The organism is Corallococcus sp. AS-1-6 (assembly GCF_020037015.1).
In the GTDB taxonomy this organism is placed as follows: Bacteria; Myxococcota; Myxococcia; order Myxococcales; family Myxococcaceae; genus Corallococcus.
Genome location: NZ_JAIQDE010000053.1, coordinates 1 through 15,578, shown reverse-complemented (window position 1 = coordinate 15,578; position 15,578 = coordinate 1). Strand labels below are relative to the sequence as shown.

The following is a 15,578-nucleotide window of genomic DNA, read 5'->3' as shown; positions in this document are numbered from 1 at the left end:
GGCATGGGGACGCCCCCCGGAACATGGTCACACCCCCAGGGCATGGGCCAGCCGTACGTCCAGGTGCCGCTCGGCCGCACGCCGGCGCAGCGTCACCGCCGCGGCGGCCAGGCCTCCCGCCACCAGCAACCGCCGCAGCCATGTTTTTCCGGTGCCGTGGTAACCGCCGGAGACCGTGGCCCCCTCCGCCATGGGCTGGAAGACGTTGCCGGGGGTGGGGCGCTGCCGCTCGTCCTGGAAGTGCAGCACGTCCGTGCCGGCCTTCAGGGTGCGCTCGAACGTGCCGGGGAGCAGGCCGTGCATCGCCGAGAAGCTCCTCCCGGCGCCGCCGACCCTCACCTCGTCCTGGGGGTGGCGCAGCACGCGGAGGATGGTGCGGGCCACGCGCTCCGGCGTGTAGACGGGCTCCACCGGGCGGATGCGCCAGCCGGTGTAGTTGGCGGTGTGGCGCCACAGGGGCGTGTCGATGGCGGCGGGCATCACCGTGCACACGTCGATGCCCGTGTTCAAGAGCTCCTGGCGCAGCGACGCGGAGAAGCCGCGCACCGCGAACTTGGAGGCCACGTAGGCGCTCAGGTACGGGGCGGGCACGGTGCCGAAGGTGGAGGACACGTTGACGAGCGTCCCGTAGCCCTGGCGGCGGAACTGGGAGAGCGCCGCGCGCGCGCCGCTCACCGTGCCGAAGAAGTTGGTCTCCATGAGCTGGCGGAACGCCTCGTCCGGCGTCTCCTCCAGGCTGCCCAGCATGTAGACGCCCGCGTTGTTCACCCAGCCGTCGAAGTGGCCGAAGGCCTCCACCGCGGCCTCCGCCAGCCTCCGCACGGCCGCCGCGTCCGACACGTCCGTGGGGACCATCAGGGCCTGGACGCCGTGGGACTCGCACTCGGCCGCCAGCTCCTCCAGGGGCTCCTCCCGGCGCGCGGCGAGCACCACGTGGGCCCCCTTCTTCGCCAGCAGCAGCGCGGTGGCCCGGCCAATCCCGCTGGAGGCGCCCGTGATGACGATGACCTTCTTCTTCCAGATGCGATCCATGGACTGGGGTCCTTGTTGGCGTTGGCGGGCCCGCCGGCTCTGGACGGCCCGAGCGTTCAAGAGGGTTCGTGGACGGAAAGGTGGGGATGACGCCCGGCGTCGCACCCGGGACGGCGGTGACTCACCCGGAGGGCAGGCAGCGAGGCAGGGGGCCTCCGAATCCGGACGGGGGTCCACGCGCGGGACCGGGAGGCAGGCACGGGGGGGCCGCTGGCCTGGAGGGTGGGCAGTCCGGTAGAGGACGGAACGCGGCCTGCATCGCCGGTCCGGCCAATCCCTTCCACTCCCACGTGACCATGCCCTTCCGTCCGAAGCCGCCCGCGTTCGCGCTGCTGTTGTGCCTGATGTGCGCCACCGCCTCGGGGGCCGCGCCCCACCGGCTGGTGGTCTCCAGCGGCGACTGCCGGGACGCGGAGCTGAGCGGCCAGTCCAAGGCGTTCTACGACGCCCTGCGCGCCCGCCCCGAGCAGCGCGTGCTGGGCGCGCCCGAGTTCGCCGAGCGCCTCTTCCCCGCCTCCTCGCGCTCCTTCGAGGACCTCCAGCGCCAGTTGGACGCCGCGCAGGACCAGTTCTACGAGGGCCGCAACGCCCGCGCGTCCCAGCTCCTGGACGACGCCCTGGGCGACATCCGCCGCCTGCCGCCGGGCGAGCCGCGCTGGAAGCTCTTCGCCCACGCGCAGCTCCTGCACGGGCTCAACCACCGGGCGCAGGGGAAGGCGAAGGACAGCGACGCGGCGTTCCTCCAGGTGCTGCGCCTCCAGCCGAAGTACCAGTTGGACCCGGACCAGTACGCCCCCTCCATCCGGCAGGCCTTCGAGAAGGTGCGCCGCGACCTGGCCAGGACGCCCAAGGTGAAGCTGTCCCTGAAGTCCACGCTGCCCGCGGCGGACGTGTACCTGGAGGGCCTGGGCGTGGGGCAGACGCCGCTCACGCTGGAGCTGCCCGCGGGCGCGTACGAGCTGACGATGGTGAAGGGGGACGCGGTGAGCTTCCCCCGGCAGGTGCAGGCGCAGGGGGCGGACACGCCGCTGCTGGTGGACCTGGCCTACGAGGGGTCGGTGACGGCCGCGCCCTTCCCGTGCCTCTCCGCCGTGGACGGCAACGAGGAGCGCACCTGGAGCCACGCGGTGCGCCTGGGCGGCACGCTGGGCGTGGAGGAGGTCATCGTCGTGCGGCTGGAGCGCGCGAGCAGCGGGCCCAAGTGGTTCGCCGCCACGGTGCTCAACGTCGACGGCGGGCAGAAGCTGCGCGAGGGCGGCTTCAAGACGCAGGGCCTGGACGCGCCCGGCGAGGCCCTCTCCGCGCTGGTGGACTTCGTCACCACCGGGCGCTCGCCCTCCAACCTCGTGGTGATGAACAACGCCAACGGCAAGGCGCCCTGGGACGCAGGCGGCGCGCGGGGCACGGCCAGCGCCTCCGGCACGGGCGCGGACCTCACCGCGCCGAATCTGTTGTCGGAGGACGTCTCCGGCGGCACCCCGCCCCGCACGGGCCTGCGCACGGCGTCGTACGTGGCGATGGGCGCGGGCGCGGTGGCCCTGGGCGGCGCGGGCGTGGTGCGGCTCTTGGCCCAGAAGGACCTGAACGGCCTGGAGGACCGCCGCGCGGCCAACGGCGGCCAGCTCGTGAGCACGGACGCGCGGGCCGTCGCGCTGCGCGACTCGCTGGTGGGCAAGAGCCACCTGATGACGGGGCTGCTCGTGGGCGGGGGCGCGGCGGCCGTCACCGGGGCGGTGCTCTTCCTCGTGTCCTCCCCCGCGAAGCCCGCGCCCGTGACGCTGGGGGTGACGGCGGACGAGACGGGCGCGGCGGCGAGCGTCTCCGGATCGTTCTGAGCGGACGGTCCCGCCTCCGGGTTCCTGGCCGGGGAGCGCCGGGCGCGTAGAGTCGCGCCCCATGCGCGCTTCCCTCCTGCTGTTGCTGTTCACGGCGAGCACCGCCCTCGCCGCGCCCCGGACGTTCCGCGTCGACTACTTCCACACCGGCAACGCCACCGAGGAGCGCTTCAGCCTGGAGCGGCTGGTGGTGGAGCCCCTGCCCTGGCCGGGCCACCCGGCGCGGGCCATCGACGAGACGAACCTGGGCAAGTACCTCTTCGAGGTGCGGGACCGGAAGACGAACCGGCTCGTGTTCTCGCGCGGCTTCGCCTCCATCTTCGGCGAGTGGGAGCTGACGGACGAGGCGAGGCAGGCCCACCGCACCTTCAGTGAATCGCTGCGCTTCCCCGCCCCGGACAGCCCCGTCCAGGTCATCCTGAAGAAGCGCGACGCCCAGAACGCCTTCCGCGAAATCTGGTCGCTGGTGGTGGATCCGAAGGACCCCTTCGTGGATCCGTCCTCGCCGCCCGCGCCGGGCCCGCTGCTGAAGCTGCTGGAGAACGGGCCGCCGCGGGACAAGGTGGACTTCCTCATCCTGGGGGACGGCTACACGGAGGCGGAGCGCGCCAAGTTCGAGAAGGACGCGCGCAAGCTGGTGGACATCCTCTTCAGCTACTCCCCCTTCAAGGAGCGCAAGGCGGACTTCAACGTCTGGGGGCTGATGCCCAGGGCGGCCGAGTCCGGCATCTCCCGGCCCTCCACCGGCGTCCACCGCCGCCCGCCCCTGGGCTCCACCTACGACGCCTTCGGCGCCGAGCGTTACATCCTCACCTTCGACAACGCCGCGCTGCGTGACACCGCCGCCTTCGCGCCCTACGAGTTCGTTGAAATCCTCTCCAACGGAAACACCTACGGCGGCGGAGGCATCTTCAACCTCTTCAGCACCGTGGCCGCCGACAGCCTCTGGGCGCCCTACGTCTTCGTCCACGAGTTCGGCCACCACTTCGCGGGGCTGGCGGACGAGTACTACACCTCCGCCCCCATCTACGGCGCCGCGCCCGACGAGCGCGTGGAGCCCTGGGAGAAGAACGTCACCGCCCTCCACGACCCCGCCCAGCTCAAGTGGAAGGACCTCGTGGCGCCGGGGACCCCGCTGCCCACGCCCTGGAATCAGCCCGCCTATGACGCGCACGCCCTGCAGGTGCAGCAACGCCGGCAGAAGATTCGCACGGAGCGCAAACCCGAGTCGGAGATGGACGCGCTCTTCGTGGCGCAGCGGGACTGGGAGGAGAAGTTCCTGGGCACGCAGAAGTTCTCCGGGAAGGTGGGCGCCTTCGAGGGCGCGCACTACGAGGCGAAGGGCTACTTCCGGCCGCAGATGGACTGCATGATGTTCACCCGCGACCGTGTGCCCTTCTGCGCGGTGTGCCAGCGCGGCATCAGCGAGGTCATCGACCTGTACGCGGGTCCATCGTCCACCGCCGCACGGAAGAGTCCCTGAGTTCCGTTGATTCCCAGGCCTCTGGACGTCCTTTCGCGTGACAGGGACGTGGCAGGTGGCTGGGCAAATGGACGCCCCTCGGTTTTCGGGTGTAAGGGGGACCGCACCTGCAATCTGGACCCCCATTTGGGAGGCATTCACATGCTGAAGCAGAGCCTGAAGCGGAGCTGGCTGCCGGCGCTCGTGACCACCGTGTTTGTCACGGTCGGCACGGGTTGCGGCGACGAGTGCGTTGACCTGTACGACTGTCGTGACAAGGGCACGCCGCCCGCGGGCCAGGTGTACGCCTGCGTGGAGAACAAGTGCGAGCTGCGCACGGTGACCACTCCGGAGGAGGACGCGGGCACGGAGGAGGACGCGGGCACGAACGTGGACGCGGGCACGGACGCCGGCACGGAGACGGACGCCGGCACGGACGGTGGCACGGGTCCCCAGGCGTGCAGCCCGGCCTGCGCGCTGACCGAGTCCTGCGACATCGCGGCGAACACCTGCACGCCCTCCAGCGTGACCACGCCGCTGGCGGACACGAGCGCGCAGATCGCCGCGTTCATCGCCGCCCCGGCGGGCGCGCTGACCACGCCGCTGCCCGTGAGCGGCGCGTTCGTGACCTTCATCAAGCCCGAGGTCGCGGGCAGCGCGGCCACGGAGGCCGCCGGCTTCTTCCTGCAGGCCGAGGCCAACGGCCCGGCGATGTTCGTGCGCAACTCCGCGTCCACCACGGCGGTCGCCGTGGGTGACCGCGTGACGCTGAACGTCACGGACAAGGAGATCATCAGCGGGCTCAACGTGGCGAAGACCGTCACGGACCTGACCGTGGTGAGCAAGAACCACGGCGTGTGGAGCCTGGATACGGCGACGCCCGCGGGCCTGAAGGTGGACGTGAACGCCGTCAGCACCTTCGAGGACGCGGGCACGACCAGCCTCTACGAGAGCCGCCTGGTCACCGTGTCCGGCAAGCTGGAGGCGGGCGCCGGCAGCGGCACGGCCTTCACCGCCTTCCCGGTCATCACCACGGGTGAGCCGTCCCCCAGCCCCCTGCGCCTGCGCGTGCCCACCGAGCTGTCCACGGGCCTGGACCTGGTCTCCGGCTGCGACGTGACCGTGCCCACCGGCATCGTCTGGCGCTTCACCGCCCAGCCCCAGGTGTCCGTGTTCTCGCCGGACCAGCTCACCGCCACCTGCCCGGCCCCGACGCTGGCGAGCGCCTTCGCGACGTCGCTCACGCAGGTCAAGGTCTCCTTCAGCCGCTCGGTGGACGCGGCCAGCCTCACCGCGGTGCCGACGCAGTTCACGTTCAGCGGTGGCCTCCAGGCGCAGAGCGCGACGGTCAGCGGCAAGGACGTCCTGGTGACGACCAGCGAGCAGGTCGCGGGGACGGACTACACGGTGTCGGTCGCCAACTCCGTGAAGGACACGGTGGGTGGCGCCGTCACCAGCCCGAACTCGGCGGCCTTCAAGGGCTACCGCGTGGGCGCCGTCCTGCGCATCACCGAGGTGCAGCCCAGCGCGGCGAGCGGCCAGGACCTGGTGGAGCTGCAGGTCGTCTCCGCCGGCACGACGGCGGGCCTCCAGTTGCTGCAGGACGTGAACGCCGCCACGACCCTGGCCACCCTGCCGGACGTGTCCGTGGCCGAGGGCGACATCATCGTGGTCCACATCGCCGGGACGGTCGACAGCGAGACCACCGCGAAGAACCAGTTCCCCACCAGCAGCAACCCGGCCAACTACGACACGGCCTGGGACTTCAAGGGCGGGACGACGGGCATCACCTTCTCCAGCCGCATCATCCTGGTGCGTGACGCGCAGAACGCCATCCAGGACGCGGTGCCCTTCGCGCGCAACGCGCCGAACCAGCCCGGGGCCTTCCCGGGCAACCTCCAGGCGCTCCAGGCCGCCGGGCAGTGGCTGCCCGCGGACTGCGGCGGGGCCCTGTGCACGACGACCTCCACGCCCACCGCGGCGGCCGTGTCCGCGGACTGGACCAACGTGCCGACGAACAACGCGACCCCGGCCAGCAACAGCGTCCGTCGCGTCAGCGCCACGGACACGAACACCGCGTCCGACTGGGCCGTGGGTGCTCCGTCCTGGGGCGTCGCGAACCCGTAGTCGCCGCGTCTGACACCTTGCATTGATCCAGGGCCGCGTTCCCCCACCGGGGAGCGCGGCCCTTCTTCTTGGATGACAGGGGGATGTGTCACTCTTGGAAGCATGGGGATGCACCGCCCGTCATCGCGATGGGCCGCGGTCCCTTTCCGGCGTCTGGACCGGATGGCTTCCATGTCCCTTGCCCGCATCGTCGCGCCCCTGCTCGCCCTGCTGCTCGCCGCGTGCCCCGGATCCACACCGCCAACGCCGGTCGTACCTGCCGACGGAGGAGTGAGCTCCGATGGCGGCGCCTCCGTCGATGGCGGTGGCACTGACGACGGTGGCGCCTCCACCGATGGCGGCGCATCGGGTGACGGCGGCGCGTCGGATGACGGCGGAGTCCCGGACGATGGCGGCGTCTCCACCGACGGCGGCGCGTCGGGTGACGGCGGAGTACCGGACGATGGCGGCGTCTCCACCGACGGCGGCGCGTCAGGTGACGGCGGCGCGTCGGATGACGGCGGCGTCTCCACCGATGGCGGTGCGTCAGGTGACGGCGGTGCGTCGGGTGACGGCGGCGTCTCCACCGATGGCGGCGCGCCCTCCGATGCGGGAGTGCCGGATGCAGGCATTCCGGCGCTGACCGTGACGTCCCTGGGGCTCGGGGACGGACGGGTGGGGCAGCCCTACGCCATGACGTTCACGGCCTCCGGCGGGCGGGCGCCGCTCACCTGGAGCTTCACCGGCACGCTGGCCGCGGGGCTCACCCTGTCCCCCGACGGCGCCCTGTCCGGCACGCCCACCGGCGCGGGCACGGTGCCCCTCACCGTCATCGTGCGCGACGCGGACGGCCAGACCGCGTCCGCACGGCTGATGCTGCGGGTGGAGCCGCCTCTCTCCCTGTTCACCGTGGGCCACTGGAACCTGGAGTGGTTCGGCGCGCCCAACCAGGGCCCGGTGAACTCCACCTCCGACGGCGGCGTGCCCGACGACCTCCAGGTCGCGGGGGCCCGGGACGTCATCGCGGGCGCGGGCGCCCACGTCTGGGGCCTGGTGGAGATGGTGGACACCGCGGACTTCAACACGCTCAAGGCCGGGCTGCCCGGCCCCTTCAACGGCTTCCTCGCCAACAACACCAACTACGTCCTCAGCGGCACGTCGCTCTACTCCGCGGGCGAGCAGAAGCCCGGCATCCTCTACGACAGCTCGCTCACCTACCGCAGCGCCCAGGTCATCCTCACCGCCCAGGCCGCGGACTTCGGAGGCCGCCCGCCGCTGCGCGTGGACTTCACCACCCGCATCCACGGCGAGGACGCGCCGCTGGTCGTCATCGTCACGCACATGAAGGCCTTCGAGGACCTGACGTCCTACGGCCAGCGCCAGCGCTCCGCGGCCGCCCTCAAGAACTACCTGGACCAGTGGCTCCCCGAAGCGCGCGTGCTCGTCATCGGCGACTGGAACGACGACCTGGACCAGTCCATCAGCAAGGAGAACGGCGTCGCGCTGCCCACGCCCTACGCGAACTTCCTGGATGACCCCACGCACTACACCTTCCTCACGAAGGTGCTGACCGACGCCACCATCCGCACCACCACGGAGTACAACGACGTCATCGACCACACGCTCGTCACCGACGAGGTGGCCGTGGACGCGGTGCCCGGCGGCGTCCAGGTGCTCCGTCCCGATACGTCCATCCCGGACTACGCGCGCACCGTCAGCGACCACTACCCCGTGCTCACGCGCTACGACCTGAGCGGCGTGCCCGGCCCGCGCGTGCGGGTCATCGCGCCCCTGGGGGGCACGTTCATCGTGGGCGCCTCGCTGACGTTGGAGTGGCGTTCGGCGGGGGTGGGCACCGTGCGCATCGAGGCCACCTACGACGGCGGCGACACCTGGAATGTCCTGGCGCCTTCCATGAGCGCGAGCACGGGCACCTTCACGTGGAAGGTGCCGGACGTGGAGAGCAGCCTGGTGCGCCTGCGCGTGGTGGACACGGCCGACGCGTCCCGCTTCGACATGACCCCCGGCCGCATCTGGTTCACGCGCACGGAGCCCCGGGTCATCGTCAACGAGCTGCTCGCCAACGAGCCCGCGCTCCCGGGCGGCACCGCGCACGAGTTCGTGGAGCTCTACAACGCGGGGACCGCCCCGGTGGACCTGTCCGGATGGACCTTGTGGGACGCCCTGAACCCGCAGCACGTCTTCGCCGCGGGAACGGTGCTGCACCCGGGCCGGCCCCTGGTCATCTTCGGTGGGACCGCGGGCTTCCCGGCCGGCACGCCCGACACCCTCGCGGCCTCCAGCGGGACGCTGGCGCTCAACAACACGTCGGACGCCGTGCAGCTCAAGCGCCCGGACGGCGGCGTCGTGGACCGCGTCGAGTACTCCAGCACCGTGGACGCGGTGTCCATCAACCGCTCCCCGGACCTGTCACCGGACGCGGGCTTCGTGCTGCACACCACGCTGACGCCCGGGCTGCAGTCCTCGCCGGGGCGGCGCGCGGACGGAGGCGCGTTCTAGTCAGCGCAGCGGCGGGGACTCGGGGTTGGGCCCGGGTGGCTTGACCACGGGCACGGCCTCCACGTCCCGGGCCACCCACTCCTGGCCCTGGTCCTCGTAGGTGACGCGGATCTCATCGCCCTCGGACAGGTCGTGCAGTTGCGCGTTCTCGTCGCCGAGCTTGAACCGCGTGGCCTCGTCCACGCGGACCTCCTGCTCCAGGCCATGGCCGTCCACGAAGAGCAGCTCGTCGTCCCCCACCCAGGACACGCGGCCCGCGGTCCAGCCCATGGGCCGCTGCGGCTGACCGGAGCCGCCCGTTCCTTCCTGAGCTGGGGGCTGCTCGCCCTTCACATCCGCGCCCGCGGCCTTCAGGGCCTTGGGGTCCACGGTCTCCTTGGAGGCCATCAGCCCGCGCAGCACCTCCGAGCGTCCCTCGCGGTGCTTCGCGGAAGGGCCCTCGGGCTTCGGCTCGCCGCCGTTGCACGCTGACAGCCCCCCGAGTCCCACCAGGCCCAACACCAGCAGGCCCGCCGTCCCGCGCATTCTCCGCATTGGCCACGTCCTCCCGCGTCGTGCGAAGGAGCCCACGGCCGGAGGGAATCCCCTGCATGGCGCGCGAGCCCGCTCTCCCCCGGTAAAGCTGGGGACACCCTGCCCCGCCGGGAACCACGGCCGGTGGGGCCTGGGCCTGGCTGCCTGGAGTTCCCTCCCCCCTGGCCGGAGGGCGGGCGGGCATGCGCCGCCCCTCCGCGTCAGCCGAACCGGAAGCCGGAGAGGCGCGCCCCCATCATGGAGCCGGACCAGGCGGTGGTGCCCCGGTCCTCCCCGGCGGCACCGGCGGCGACCATCAAGGGGAGCAGGTGCTCCTCGCGCGGATGGACGAGCCGCGCGTAGGGCGCCTGCGTCCACTGCCTGAGCATCTCGTCACGGACGGACGCGGGGGCGGTGGCGGCATCCTGGACCCAGGCGTCGAACTTCGCGGAGACCTCGTGCGCGCGCGGGTCCCCGAAGGCGCGCAGGTTGTGGAACGTCATCCCGCTGCCGATGATGAAGACGCCCTCGTCGCGGAGCGGCGCGAGCGCCCGGCCCAGCGCCAGGTGCTCCGCTGGATCCAACCCCTGCTTCAGGGACAGTTGGACGCAGGGGATGTCCGCCTCCGGGTACATGAGCTTCAGCGGGATGAAGGTGCCGTGGTCGTAGCCTCTCGCGCTGTCCTCCGCGGAGGGTAGGCCCGCGGCGGAGAGCAGCTCGCGCACGCGCGCGGCGAGGCTCGGGCTGCCCGGCGCCGGCCAGGTGATGCGGTACGCCTCTGGCGGGAAGCCGGAATAGTCATACAGGAGGGGCGGCGCCGCGGACGTCATCACCGTGGCCACGGGTTGCTCCCAGTGAGCGGAGATGACGAGCAGGGCCTTCGGCCGCGTCGCGAGCTGCTGGCCCACCTGACGCAGCCAGGCCGCGAGCGCCTGGACCTCCGCTTTCGGCAGGCCCAGCTCCACGAACGGCCACGGGCCACCGCCGTGCGGGATGAAGACGACGGGCAGGCGTGGCGTGCTGGACGGGTCGGTCGGCATGGTTTCCCGGGTGTAACGCGCAGCCTCGCGCCGCGCAGGCCGTCGAACGCCGGGCCCACGCCGAGAGGGCCTTGCGCGAGGGGGCACGCACCCCTTCTGCTATGAACCGGCGCGGGGACCGCCATGGGGGCTTCATGAAGAACATCATCGGCTGGGCGCTGGCAGCCTTCGGCGTCATCGGCTTCGGCGTGGAGATCGACAACCTGCGCCAGAACAAGGCGGAGAACACGGTCACGGGGTTCATCCTCGCCGCCGTCTTCATCCTCGGGGGACTGGCGCTGGTCCGCTCCGCGCGGCGCGCGAAGCTGCCGCCCGAGCTGAGGGATGCACCGGGGGTGCGGCCCGCCCTGAACGAGCGGGACATCGAGCGGGCCGTGCTCGCCTGCGCGAAGGAGCACGGGGGCCGCGTCACCATCGCCGAGGTGGCGGCGGGCAGTCAGCTCACGTTCACCGAGGCCAAGGAGGTGCTCGAAGGCCTGTCCCGCGCGGGCGCCTGCACGGTGGACGTCACGGAGAACGGCGCGTTCATCTACGAGTTCAGCGGCCTGATGCCGCGAGCGTCGGCCCCCGAGGCGCTCAAGTCCTGAGCTACCGCCCCAGCTTGAGGGTCACGGTCGCGGAGTCCTCCACCGCTCCCTTCAGCGTGAAGCGCAGCTCCCAGACACCGGGCATGAAGAGGTCCGCGTCGGAGACCTCGAAGTCCCCCGGCGCTCGCGCGGTGACGCGGGGGACCTCGGGGATGCCATGGCCCATGGCGGGCATCCAGGGCTGGACGGTCAGCACGACACCGGGCACCGGCTTGCCAGACGCGGCGCCGGTGACCCGGACCTGGAACGTCTGAACGCCTCTCCGGAGCGGTGTCATCGAGGAGAGGACCTCGACGCGGAGCCGGCCGGATGCGCTGGCCACCGTCCCCACGGGGGTGGCCGCGCTCACCTGTCCCGCGTCGCTCCCGGCGTCTGGAGTGGCGGAGGGCGTCGCGCCCAGCAACAGCATTCCCATCAGCAGTGCTTTCATCACGCTGACGGTGTAGCGGAAGAGGCCGGCCTGGGTTCTGCGACAAGGTGTCGCATCGCGCGGGCGGTCTGGATGCGCGAGGGTGCGCCGTCATGTCCGCCCCTCCGTCCCCCTCCGCGCGGTCCTGTTCGTGGGTGTTCGGGGTGCTGGGAGCCGCGGGGCTGACCGTGTCCGCGCTGGCATGCGCGGCGCTCGTGCGGGTGCTGGACTTCGCCTGGTCGGAGGCGCCGCCTTCGAACGCCGCGTGGGAGCTGGAGGCACCGCCTCCTGTGTATGGGCCCCTGCCCGAGCTCACCCTTCGCGATGAGCGGGGCCAGCCGGTGGAGCCCGGGCAGCTTCAGGGACAGCTCGCCCTGCTCCCGTTCGCGGAGGCGCCCCTTCCCTTCCTGCGGCAGGTCCAGGAGCGGCTGGAGGCGGACGGCATCCCGGTCCAGGTCGTCCTCGCAGCGTCGCGCGACGCCACGGTGCTCCACCCGGATTGGCGGCCCCTGCGGGACAGCGGACGCCTCCTGTTGCTGGTGGACCCACGCCTCCAGGTCCGAGGCGTCTACGACGTGAACCAGGGCTCCTCCACTTCCGAGCGCGTCATCACGGACGCGCGCTGTCTGCGCTCCTGTCCTCCGCTATGAAGCCCACCTCCCTCGTCGTGCTCGCGGGAGCACTGGTCATCCCGTTGCTGTTCACCGCGTGGCCTCGCGTTCAACGCGAGCGTGCGCGCATCGCCGCGGAGCACCTGCCCCGGTACGGGCCGCTCCCGCGCTTCGAGCTGACCGCGCAGACGGGACGTCCCTTCTCCGACGCCGACATGCGGGGACACCTCTACGTCGCGGACTTCTTCTTCACCCGCTGCCCCACCGTGTGCCCGCTGCTCACGGAGAAGATGCTGCGCGTGCAGCGACAGGCCCGGGAGCAGGGGCTGGACGTCCGCTTCGCCTCGTTCAGCGTGGACCCGCGCCACGACACGCCGGAGCGGCTGAGCGCCTATGCGCGCGACCACCGCATCGACACGTCCAACTGGACGCTGTTGACGGGCCCGCTGGACGCGGTGGAGACGACCGTCCTGGAGGGCTTCCGGGTGATGATGGGCCGCGACGCCGACGCGGGCGAGGACGACTTCTTCAGCGTCTTCCACGGAGAGCACTTCGTCCTCGTGGACGCCCGGGGACAGCTTCGCGGCTACTACCGGGTCACCGAGGGAGAAGGAGGACTGGAGGCCCTGCTCCGGGACGCCGCGCTGCTGGCCCAGGCCCTGGACGGACAACAAGGAATTCAGGAAAATCAGAGGGTCTGGTGAGTAGACTTGGCGTGGCCGTCCATCCCCGACCCGGAGAACAGAGTGTCGCACCCCACGATCCGCACCATCCTTGGCGCATCCGCCCCGGACTCGCTTGACCCCTTCAGCACCGCCCTGCTGGTGATCGACTTCCAGGAGGAGTACTTCAGCGGGAAGCTGCCCATTCCGGATGGGACGCGCGCGCTGAACAACGCCCGGCGGCTCATCGCCTTCGCGGATCGGCACAAGCTGCCGGTCTTCCACGTGTGGCACGTGAGCCCGTCCGGCGCTCCGGTCTTCGCCCACGACAGCGCGACGGTGTTCTGCCACAAGGACGTCCAGCCGGCCGCCCACCACAAGGTGGTCAAGAAGAACCAGATCAGCGTGTTCCAGGGCACGGAGCTCCATCACGAGCTGCAGATCTCCCGGATCAAGACGCTGATCATCTCCGGCCTGATGACCCACGCCTGCGTGTCCGGCGCGGCGCGTGACGCGGTGCCCCTCGGCTACAACGTCATCGTGGCGGAAGACGCCTCGGCCACCCGGGACATCGACGCGCCCGGCGGCGGCACCATTCCCCACGACGTGCTGCACAAGTCCGCGCTGGTGACCATCGCCGACACCTTCGGCGCCGTCATGGGCACCCACGCCATCCTGAACCTGAGCGTCCGCTGACGTGAAGGAACCCAGCGGGCTCGCCGCACAGGACGGGCCCGCTGTCTTCCCGTGGCGCTGGCGCCTGCGGGATGGCGGCTCACGCCGCGCCTCCCGGGTCAGGCTTCTTCGTCGGGCAAGAGCGTGCGGAGCAGTTCGTCGTCAGGTCCACGCGGACGCCAGCCAGCAGGGGGCGGATTGGCGCGAAGCGCTGCCATGACCTGATCAGCACGCTCAAGGTAGGACTCAGGGATGTGTCCGTACCAGCAGCCCAACGCCTGGGCGACCTCGAAGCGGTTTTCGTCGTTCATGACGGCCGGCCAACCATCAGGAAGGCTCTCGGACAACTCTCTCACGAGCACATCCCGAACAAAGCGTGTGACCTGCTTGTGCCGTTCCGCTTCGTCGAGCAGCCCCTTCAACACCTGCACCCCAGCGATGTCGTCCTTCCCGAGTTCCTTGGCGAGGAGATACATGGGGACAGCGGGTCGCGCCTCGGCAAAAGCCGTCAGCGAGTCGTAACCTCGCTCGCGGACCCTCTCGTACAGCCGGACGCGCCAATTGCCCTGCCATGAGCGCCCGTCGGTCATCGCCCTCTCCCAGAAGTGAAGTTCGTTGGGATGTCGTAGCCTTTCATGGTCCTTGCGACGATCTTCAGAACTTCATTCCGAGTCAACACGCGGCCTGTTTCACTCTCGGCCTTGAGCAGCACCCGCATGATCATCCTGTTCCATTCTCCGGGCCAGGTGCGTCCCAGCTTCCAGTCGCCGCCACCGTGAATGGCCTCGTGGTGGGCCTGCTCCAACCGGACGCAGAACTGGTCGATGTCCATGTCGCCCTTGAAGCCGCGCTGCTCGAACCATTCGCGGTGCTCTTGCGGAAGCACATGATGTTTCGGGGCATCCGACATGCCCGCCCCCGCCCTGTCTGTCACCTGCATGCCGCGCACCTCCGGGCTGTCCCCCAACGCGTCGCGCACGCCCTTGGGGAGGTCCTGATGCGCCTGGGCCATCATGACCTGTCCGCCCTGGATGAGGACGGCCGCGCTGGCGGCGGAGCCGGAGATGACGCCCGCCTGCACGAGCCTTCGCATCATCTCCACCCGCTCGGCGGAGACCACCATCCGCGAGCCCATCATGACTCCGCCCGAGCTCATCACGAGGCCCACTCCGAGCGTCGCGGGGGCCGCGGGTGGCACGCGTGGCATGGCCAGCTTCATCGTGGAGATCATGGTGACCATCTCCACCGCCTGCATCGCCGCGATGACCTGCCCGCCGAGCTTCATGGTCGCGCGGGTGTCCCGCTGGAGCGTGTCGAACTCGCGGGTCAGCTTCCCCATCAGTTCGGGCATCGCGGTCGTCGCCGCCTCCACTCGCTCCGGGTCCAGTGAGGCCAGGTCCGTCAGCGTGGGCTCCATCAGTCCCTGCACACGATGCAGGTCCGTGAAGAGCTTCTCGGCGCTGCACATGGGGCAGTTTCGGAGCACGGCGTCCGCGAGGTGCAGGAAGTCCACCCAGGTGGCCAGGAGGAGGGTTCCGAATTGGGCGGCCTGGAGCTTCGGCCCTGTCAGGCGCAGCAGGCCCAGCTCCATGTCCGTGTCTCCGACTTCCGTGGCCACCTCCGTCAAGAAGGTTGCGCTCCCAAGCGCGCCATGGAGCCACGTCACCTGTCTGGAGCCCTGGTCGAGGTAGCGCGTGAAGACGCCGGTGAGGCTCCAGCCCCAGGGGTCTGCAGGACGGGCCGCCAGCTTGGTGAACGCGGCCTCGATGCTGCGCAGGGAACCCTTCACTTCGTCCGTGGCGTCGAGGACCGCCTGCCGCGTTGATGCTGAGCTGTGGGCGTCACCCCCGACAGCGCTGTCTCCCACGGCGGTCACGTCGTCACGCGGTGGCTGGCGACGCAGGAGCCGTTGCCCGGAACCAGAGAAGGCGCGTGGGCGGAAGTCCCGGGCGCGCGGGGGCTCTTCGCTGGGAGTCTCCACCCACGCGGGCGAGGAGTCCTCTCGCGGCGCGTAGCTCAAGCTCCGGCCACGCCCGGAGGCGCATCCCGTGGTCAGCAGCACCAGGGCCAGCAAGAGGGCGTCAGCGCGCATTGTCCATCCCCAGGCCCACCGAGGCGAACGCCCC

At 71.0% G+C, this 15,578-nt stretch carries 14 protein-coding genes; 8 read left to right on the top strand and 6 right to left on the bottom strand.

Features of this window, described 5'->3' with window-relative positions:
* Positions 1-27 precede the first annotated feature (27 nt).
* Positions 28-1,032 carry an SDR family oxidoreductase gene (locus K8612_RS38095; protein WP_223765833.1) on the bottom strand — a complete coding sequence of 335 codons (1,005 nt, stop codon included), beginning with the start codon at positions 1,030-1,032 and terminating at the stop codon, positions 28-30.
* A 296-nt stretch (positions 1,033-1,328) separates the two neighbouring features.
* On the opposite strand from K8612_RS38095, the gene K8612_RS38090 reads away from it, so the two are divergent.
* The 4 genes from K8612_RS38090 to K8612_RS39100 all read left to right on the top strand — a co-directional run bounded on the left by K8612_RS38090 (position 1,329) and on the right by K8612_RS39100 (position 8,955).
* Positions 1,329-2,867, top strand: a complete 1,539-nt coding sequence (locus K8612_RS38090; RefSeq protein WP_223765832.1) for a PEGA domain-containing protein — start codon at positions 1,329-1,331, stop codon at positions 2,865-2,867.
* A gap of 61 nt (positions 2,868-2,928) precedes the next feature.
* Positions 2,929-4,350, top strand: coding sequence for an IgA Peptidase M64 (locus K8612_RS38085; protein ID WP_223765831.1), 1,422 nt, complete (start codon positions 2,929-2,931; stop codon positions 4,348-4,350).
* Between the two features lie 141 nt (positions 4,351-4,491).
* Positions 4,492-6,456 carry an Ig-like domain-containing protein gene (locus K8612_RS38080; RefSeq protein ID WP_223765830.1) on the top strand — a complete coding sequence of 655 codons (1,965 nt, stop codon included), beginning with the start codon at positions 4,492-4,494 and terminating at the stop codon, positions 6,454-6,456.
* Between the two features lie 171 nt (positions 6,457-6,627).
* Complete coding sequence (locus tag K8612_RS39100) at positions 6,628-8,955, top strand: lamin tail domain-containing protein (RefSeq protein ID WP_255672789.1); 2,328 nt, start codon at positions 6,628-6,630, stop codon at positions 8,953-8,955.
* On the opposite strand, the gene K8612_RS38065 is transcribed toward K8612_RS39100, so the two are convergent.
* Entirely contained in the window at positions 8,956-9,489 is a 534-nt protein-coding gene (locus tag K8612_RS38065; protein WP_223765829.1) for a DUF5666 domain-containing protein, read from the bottom strand.
* Between the two features lie 200 nt (positions 9,490-9,689).
* Positions 9,690-10,508, bottom strand: a complete 819-nt coding sequence (locus K8612_RS38060; RefSeq protein ID WP_223765828.1) for a class III extradiol ring-cleavage dioxygenase — start codon at positions 10,506-10,508, stop codon at positions 9,690-9,692.
* Between the two features lie 134 nt (positions 10,509-10,642).
* On the opposite strand from K8612_RS38060, the gene K8612_RS38055 reads away from it, so the two are divergent.
* Positions 10,643-11,095, top strand: coding sequence for a hypothetical protein (locus K8612_RS38055; protein WP_223765827.1), 453 nt, complete (start codon positions 10,643-10,645; stop codon positions 11,093-11,095).
* 1 nt (position 11,096) lies between these two features.
* On the opposite strand, the gene K8612_RS38050 is transcribed toward K8612_RS38055, so the two are convergent.
* Positions 11,097-11,510 (bottom strand): FixH family protein, encoded by a 414-nt coding sequence (locus K8612_RS38050; protein ID WP_223765826.1) that lies wholly within the window; start codon positions 11,508-11,510, stop codon positions 11,097-11,099.
* A 107-nt stretch (positions 11,511-11,617) separates the two neighbouring features.
* Here K8612_RS38050 and K8612_RS38045 point away from each other — a divergent pair, with 107 nt between their 5' ends.
* The 3 genes from K8612_RS38045 to K8612_RS38035 are packed head-to-tail and all read left to right on the top strand — an operon-like array spanning position 11,618 to position 13,473.
* Entirely contained in the window at positions 11,618-12,154 is a 537-nt protein-coding gene (locus K8612_RS38045; RefSeq protein WP_223765825.1) for a hypothetical protein, read from the top strand.
* Positions 12,151-12,819, top strand: a complete 669-nt coding sequence (locus tag K8612_RS38040; RefSeq protein ID WP_223765824.1) for an SCO family protein — start codon at positions 12,151-12,153, stop codon at positions 12,817-12,819. The genes K8612_RS38045 and K8612_RS38040 overlap by 4 nt, the downstream gene beginning before the upstream one ends.
* Before the next feature lie 42 nt (positions 12,820-12,861).
* A complete protein-coding gene (locus K8612_RS38035) occupies positions 12,862-13,473 on the top strand; it encodes an isochorismatase family cysteine hydrolase (protein ID WP_223765823.1) in 612 nt (203 codons plus the stop codon).
* Between the two features lie 98 nt (positions 13,474-13,571).
* Here K8612_RS38035 and K8612_RS38030 read toward each other — a convergent pair whose 3' ends face one another.
* Positions 13,572-14,042: an NUDIX hydrolase gene (locus K8612_RS38030; RefSeq protein WP_223765822.1), complete on the bottom strand. Its 471-nt coding sequence runs from the start codon at positions 14,040-14,042 to the stop codon at positions 13,572-13,574.
* On the bottom strand, positions 14,039-15,241 hold the full coding sequence (locus K8612_RS38025; protein WP_223765821.1) for a DUF2380 domain-containing protein: 1,203 nt from the start codon (positions 15,239-15,241) through the stop codon (positions 14,039-14,041). The genes K8612_RS38030 and K8612_RS38025 overlap by 4 nt, the downstream gene beginning before the upstream one ends.
* Between the last annotated feature and the right edge of the window lie 337 nt (positions 15,242-15,578).

Bases quoted from the DNA above. Each gene is read 5' to 3' on its own strand.
- K8612_RS38095 (WP_223765833.1), bottom strand. From the start codon at position 1,032: ATGGATCGCATCTGGAAGAAGAAGGTCATCGTCATCACGGGCGCCTCC.
- K8612_RS38090 (WP_223765832.1), top strand. From the start codon at position 1,329: ATGCCCTTCCGTCCGAAGCCGCCCGCGTTCGCGCTGCTGTTGTGCCTG.
- K8612_RS38085 (WP_223765831.1), top strand. From the start codon at position 2,929: ATGCGCGCTTCCCTCCTGCTGTTGCTGTTCACGGCGAGCACCGCCCTC.
- K8612_RS38080 (WP_223765830.1), top strand. From the start codon at position 4,492: ATGCTGAAGCAGAGCCTGAAGCGGAGCTGGCTGCCGGCGCTCGTGACC.
- K8612_RS39100 (WP_255672789.1), top strand. From the start codon at position 6,628: ATGTCCCTTGCCCGCATCGTCGCGCCCCTGCTCGCCCTGCTGCTCGCC.
- K8612_RS38065 (WP_223765829.1), bottom strand. From the start codon at position 9,489: ATGCGGAGAATGCGCGGGACGGCGGGCCTGCTGGTGTTGGGCCTGGTG.
- K8612_RS38060 (WP_223765828.1), bottom strand. From the start codon at position 10,508: ATGCCGACCGACCCGTCCAGCACGCCACGCCTGCCCGTCGTCTTCATC.
- K8612_RS38055 (WP_223765827.1), top strand. From the start codon at position 10,643: ATGAAGAACATCATCGGCTGGGCGCTGGCAGCCTTCGGCGTCATCGGC.
- K8612_RS38050 (WP_223765826.1), bottom strand. From the start codon at position 11,510: ATGGGAATGCTGTTGCTGGGCGCGACGCCCTCCGCCACTCCAGACGCC.
- K8612_RS38045 (WP_223765825.1), top strand. From the start codon at position 11,618: ATGTCCGCCCCTCCGTCCCCCTCCGCGCGGTCCTGTTCGTGGGTGTTC.
- K8612_RS38040 (WP_223765824.1), top strand. From the start codon at position 12,151: ATGAAGCCCACCTCCCTCGTCGTGCTCGCGGGAGCACTGGTCATCCCG.
- K8612_RS38030 (WP_223765822.1), bottom strand. From the start codon at position 14,042: ATGACCGACGGGCGCTCATGGCAGGGCAATTGGCGCGTCCGGCTGTAC.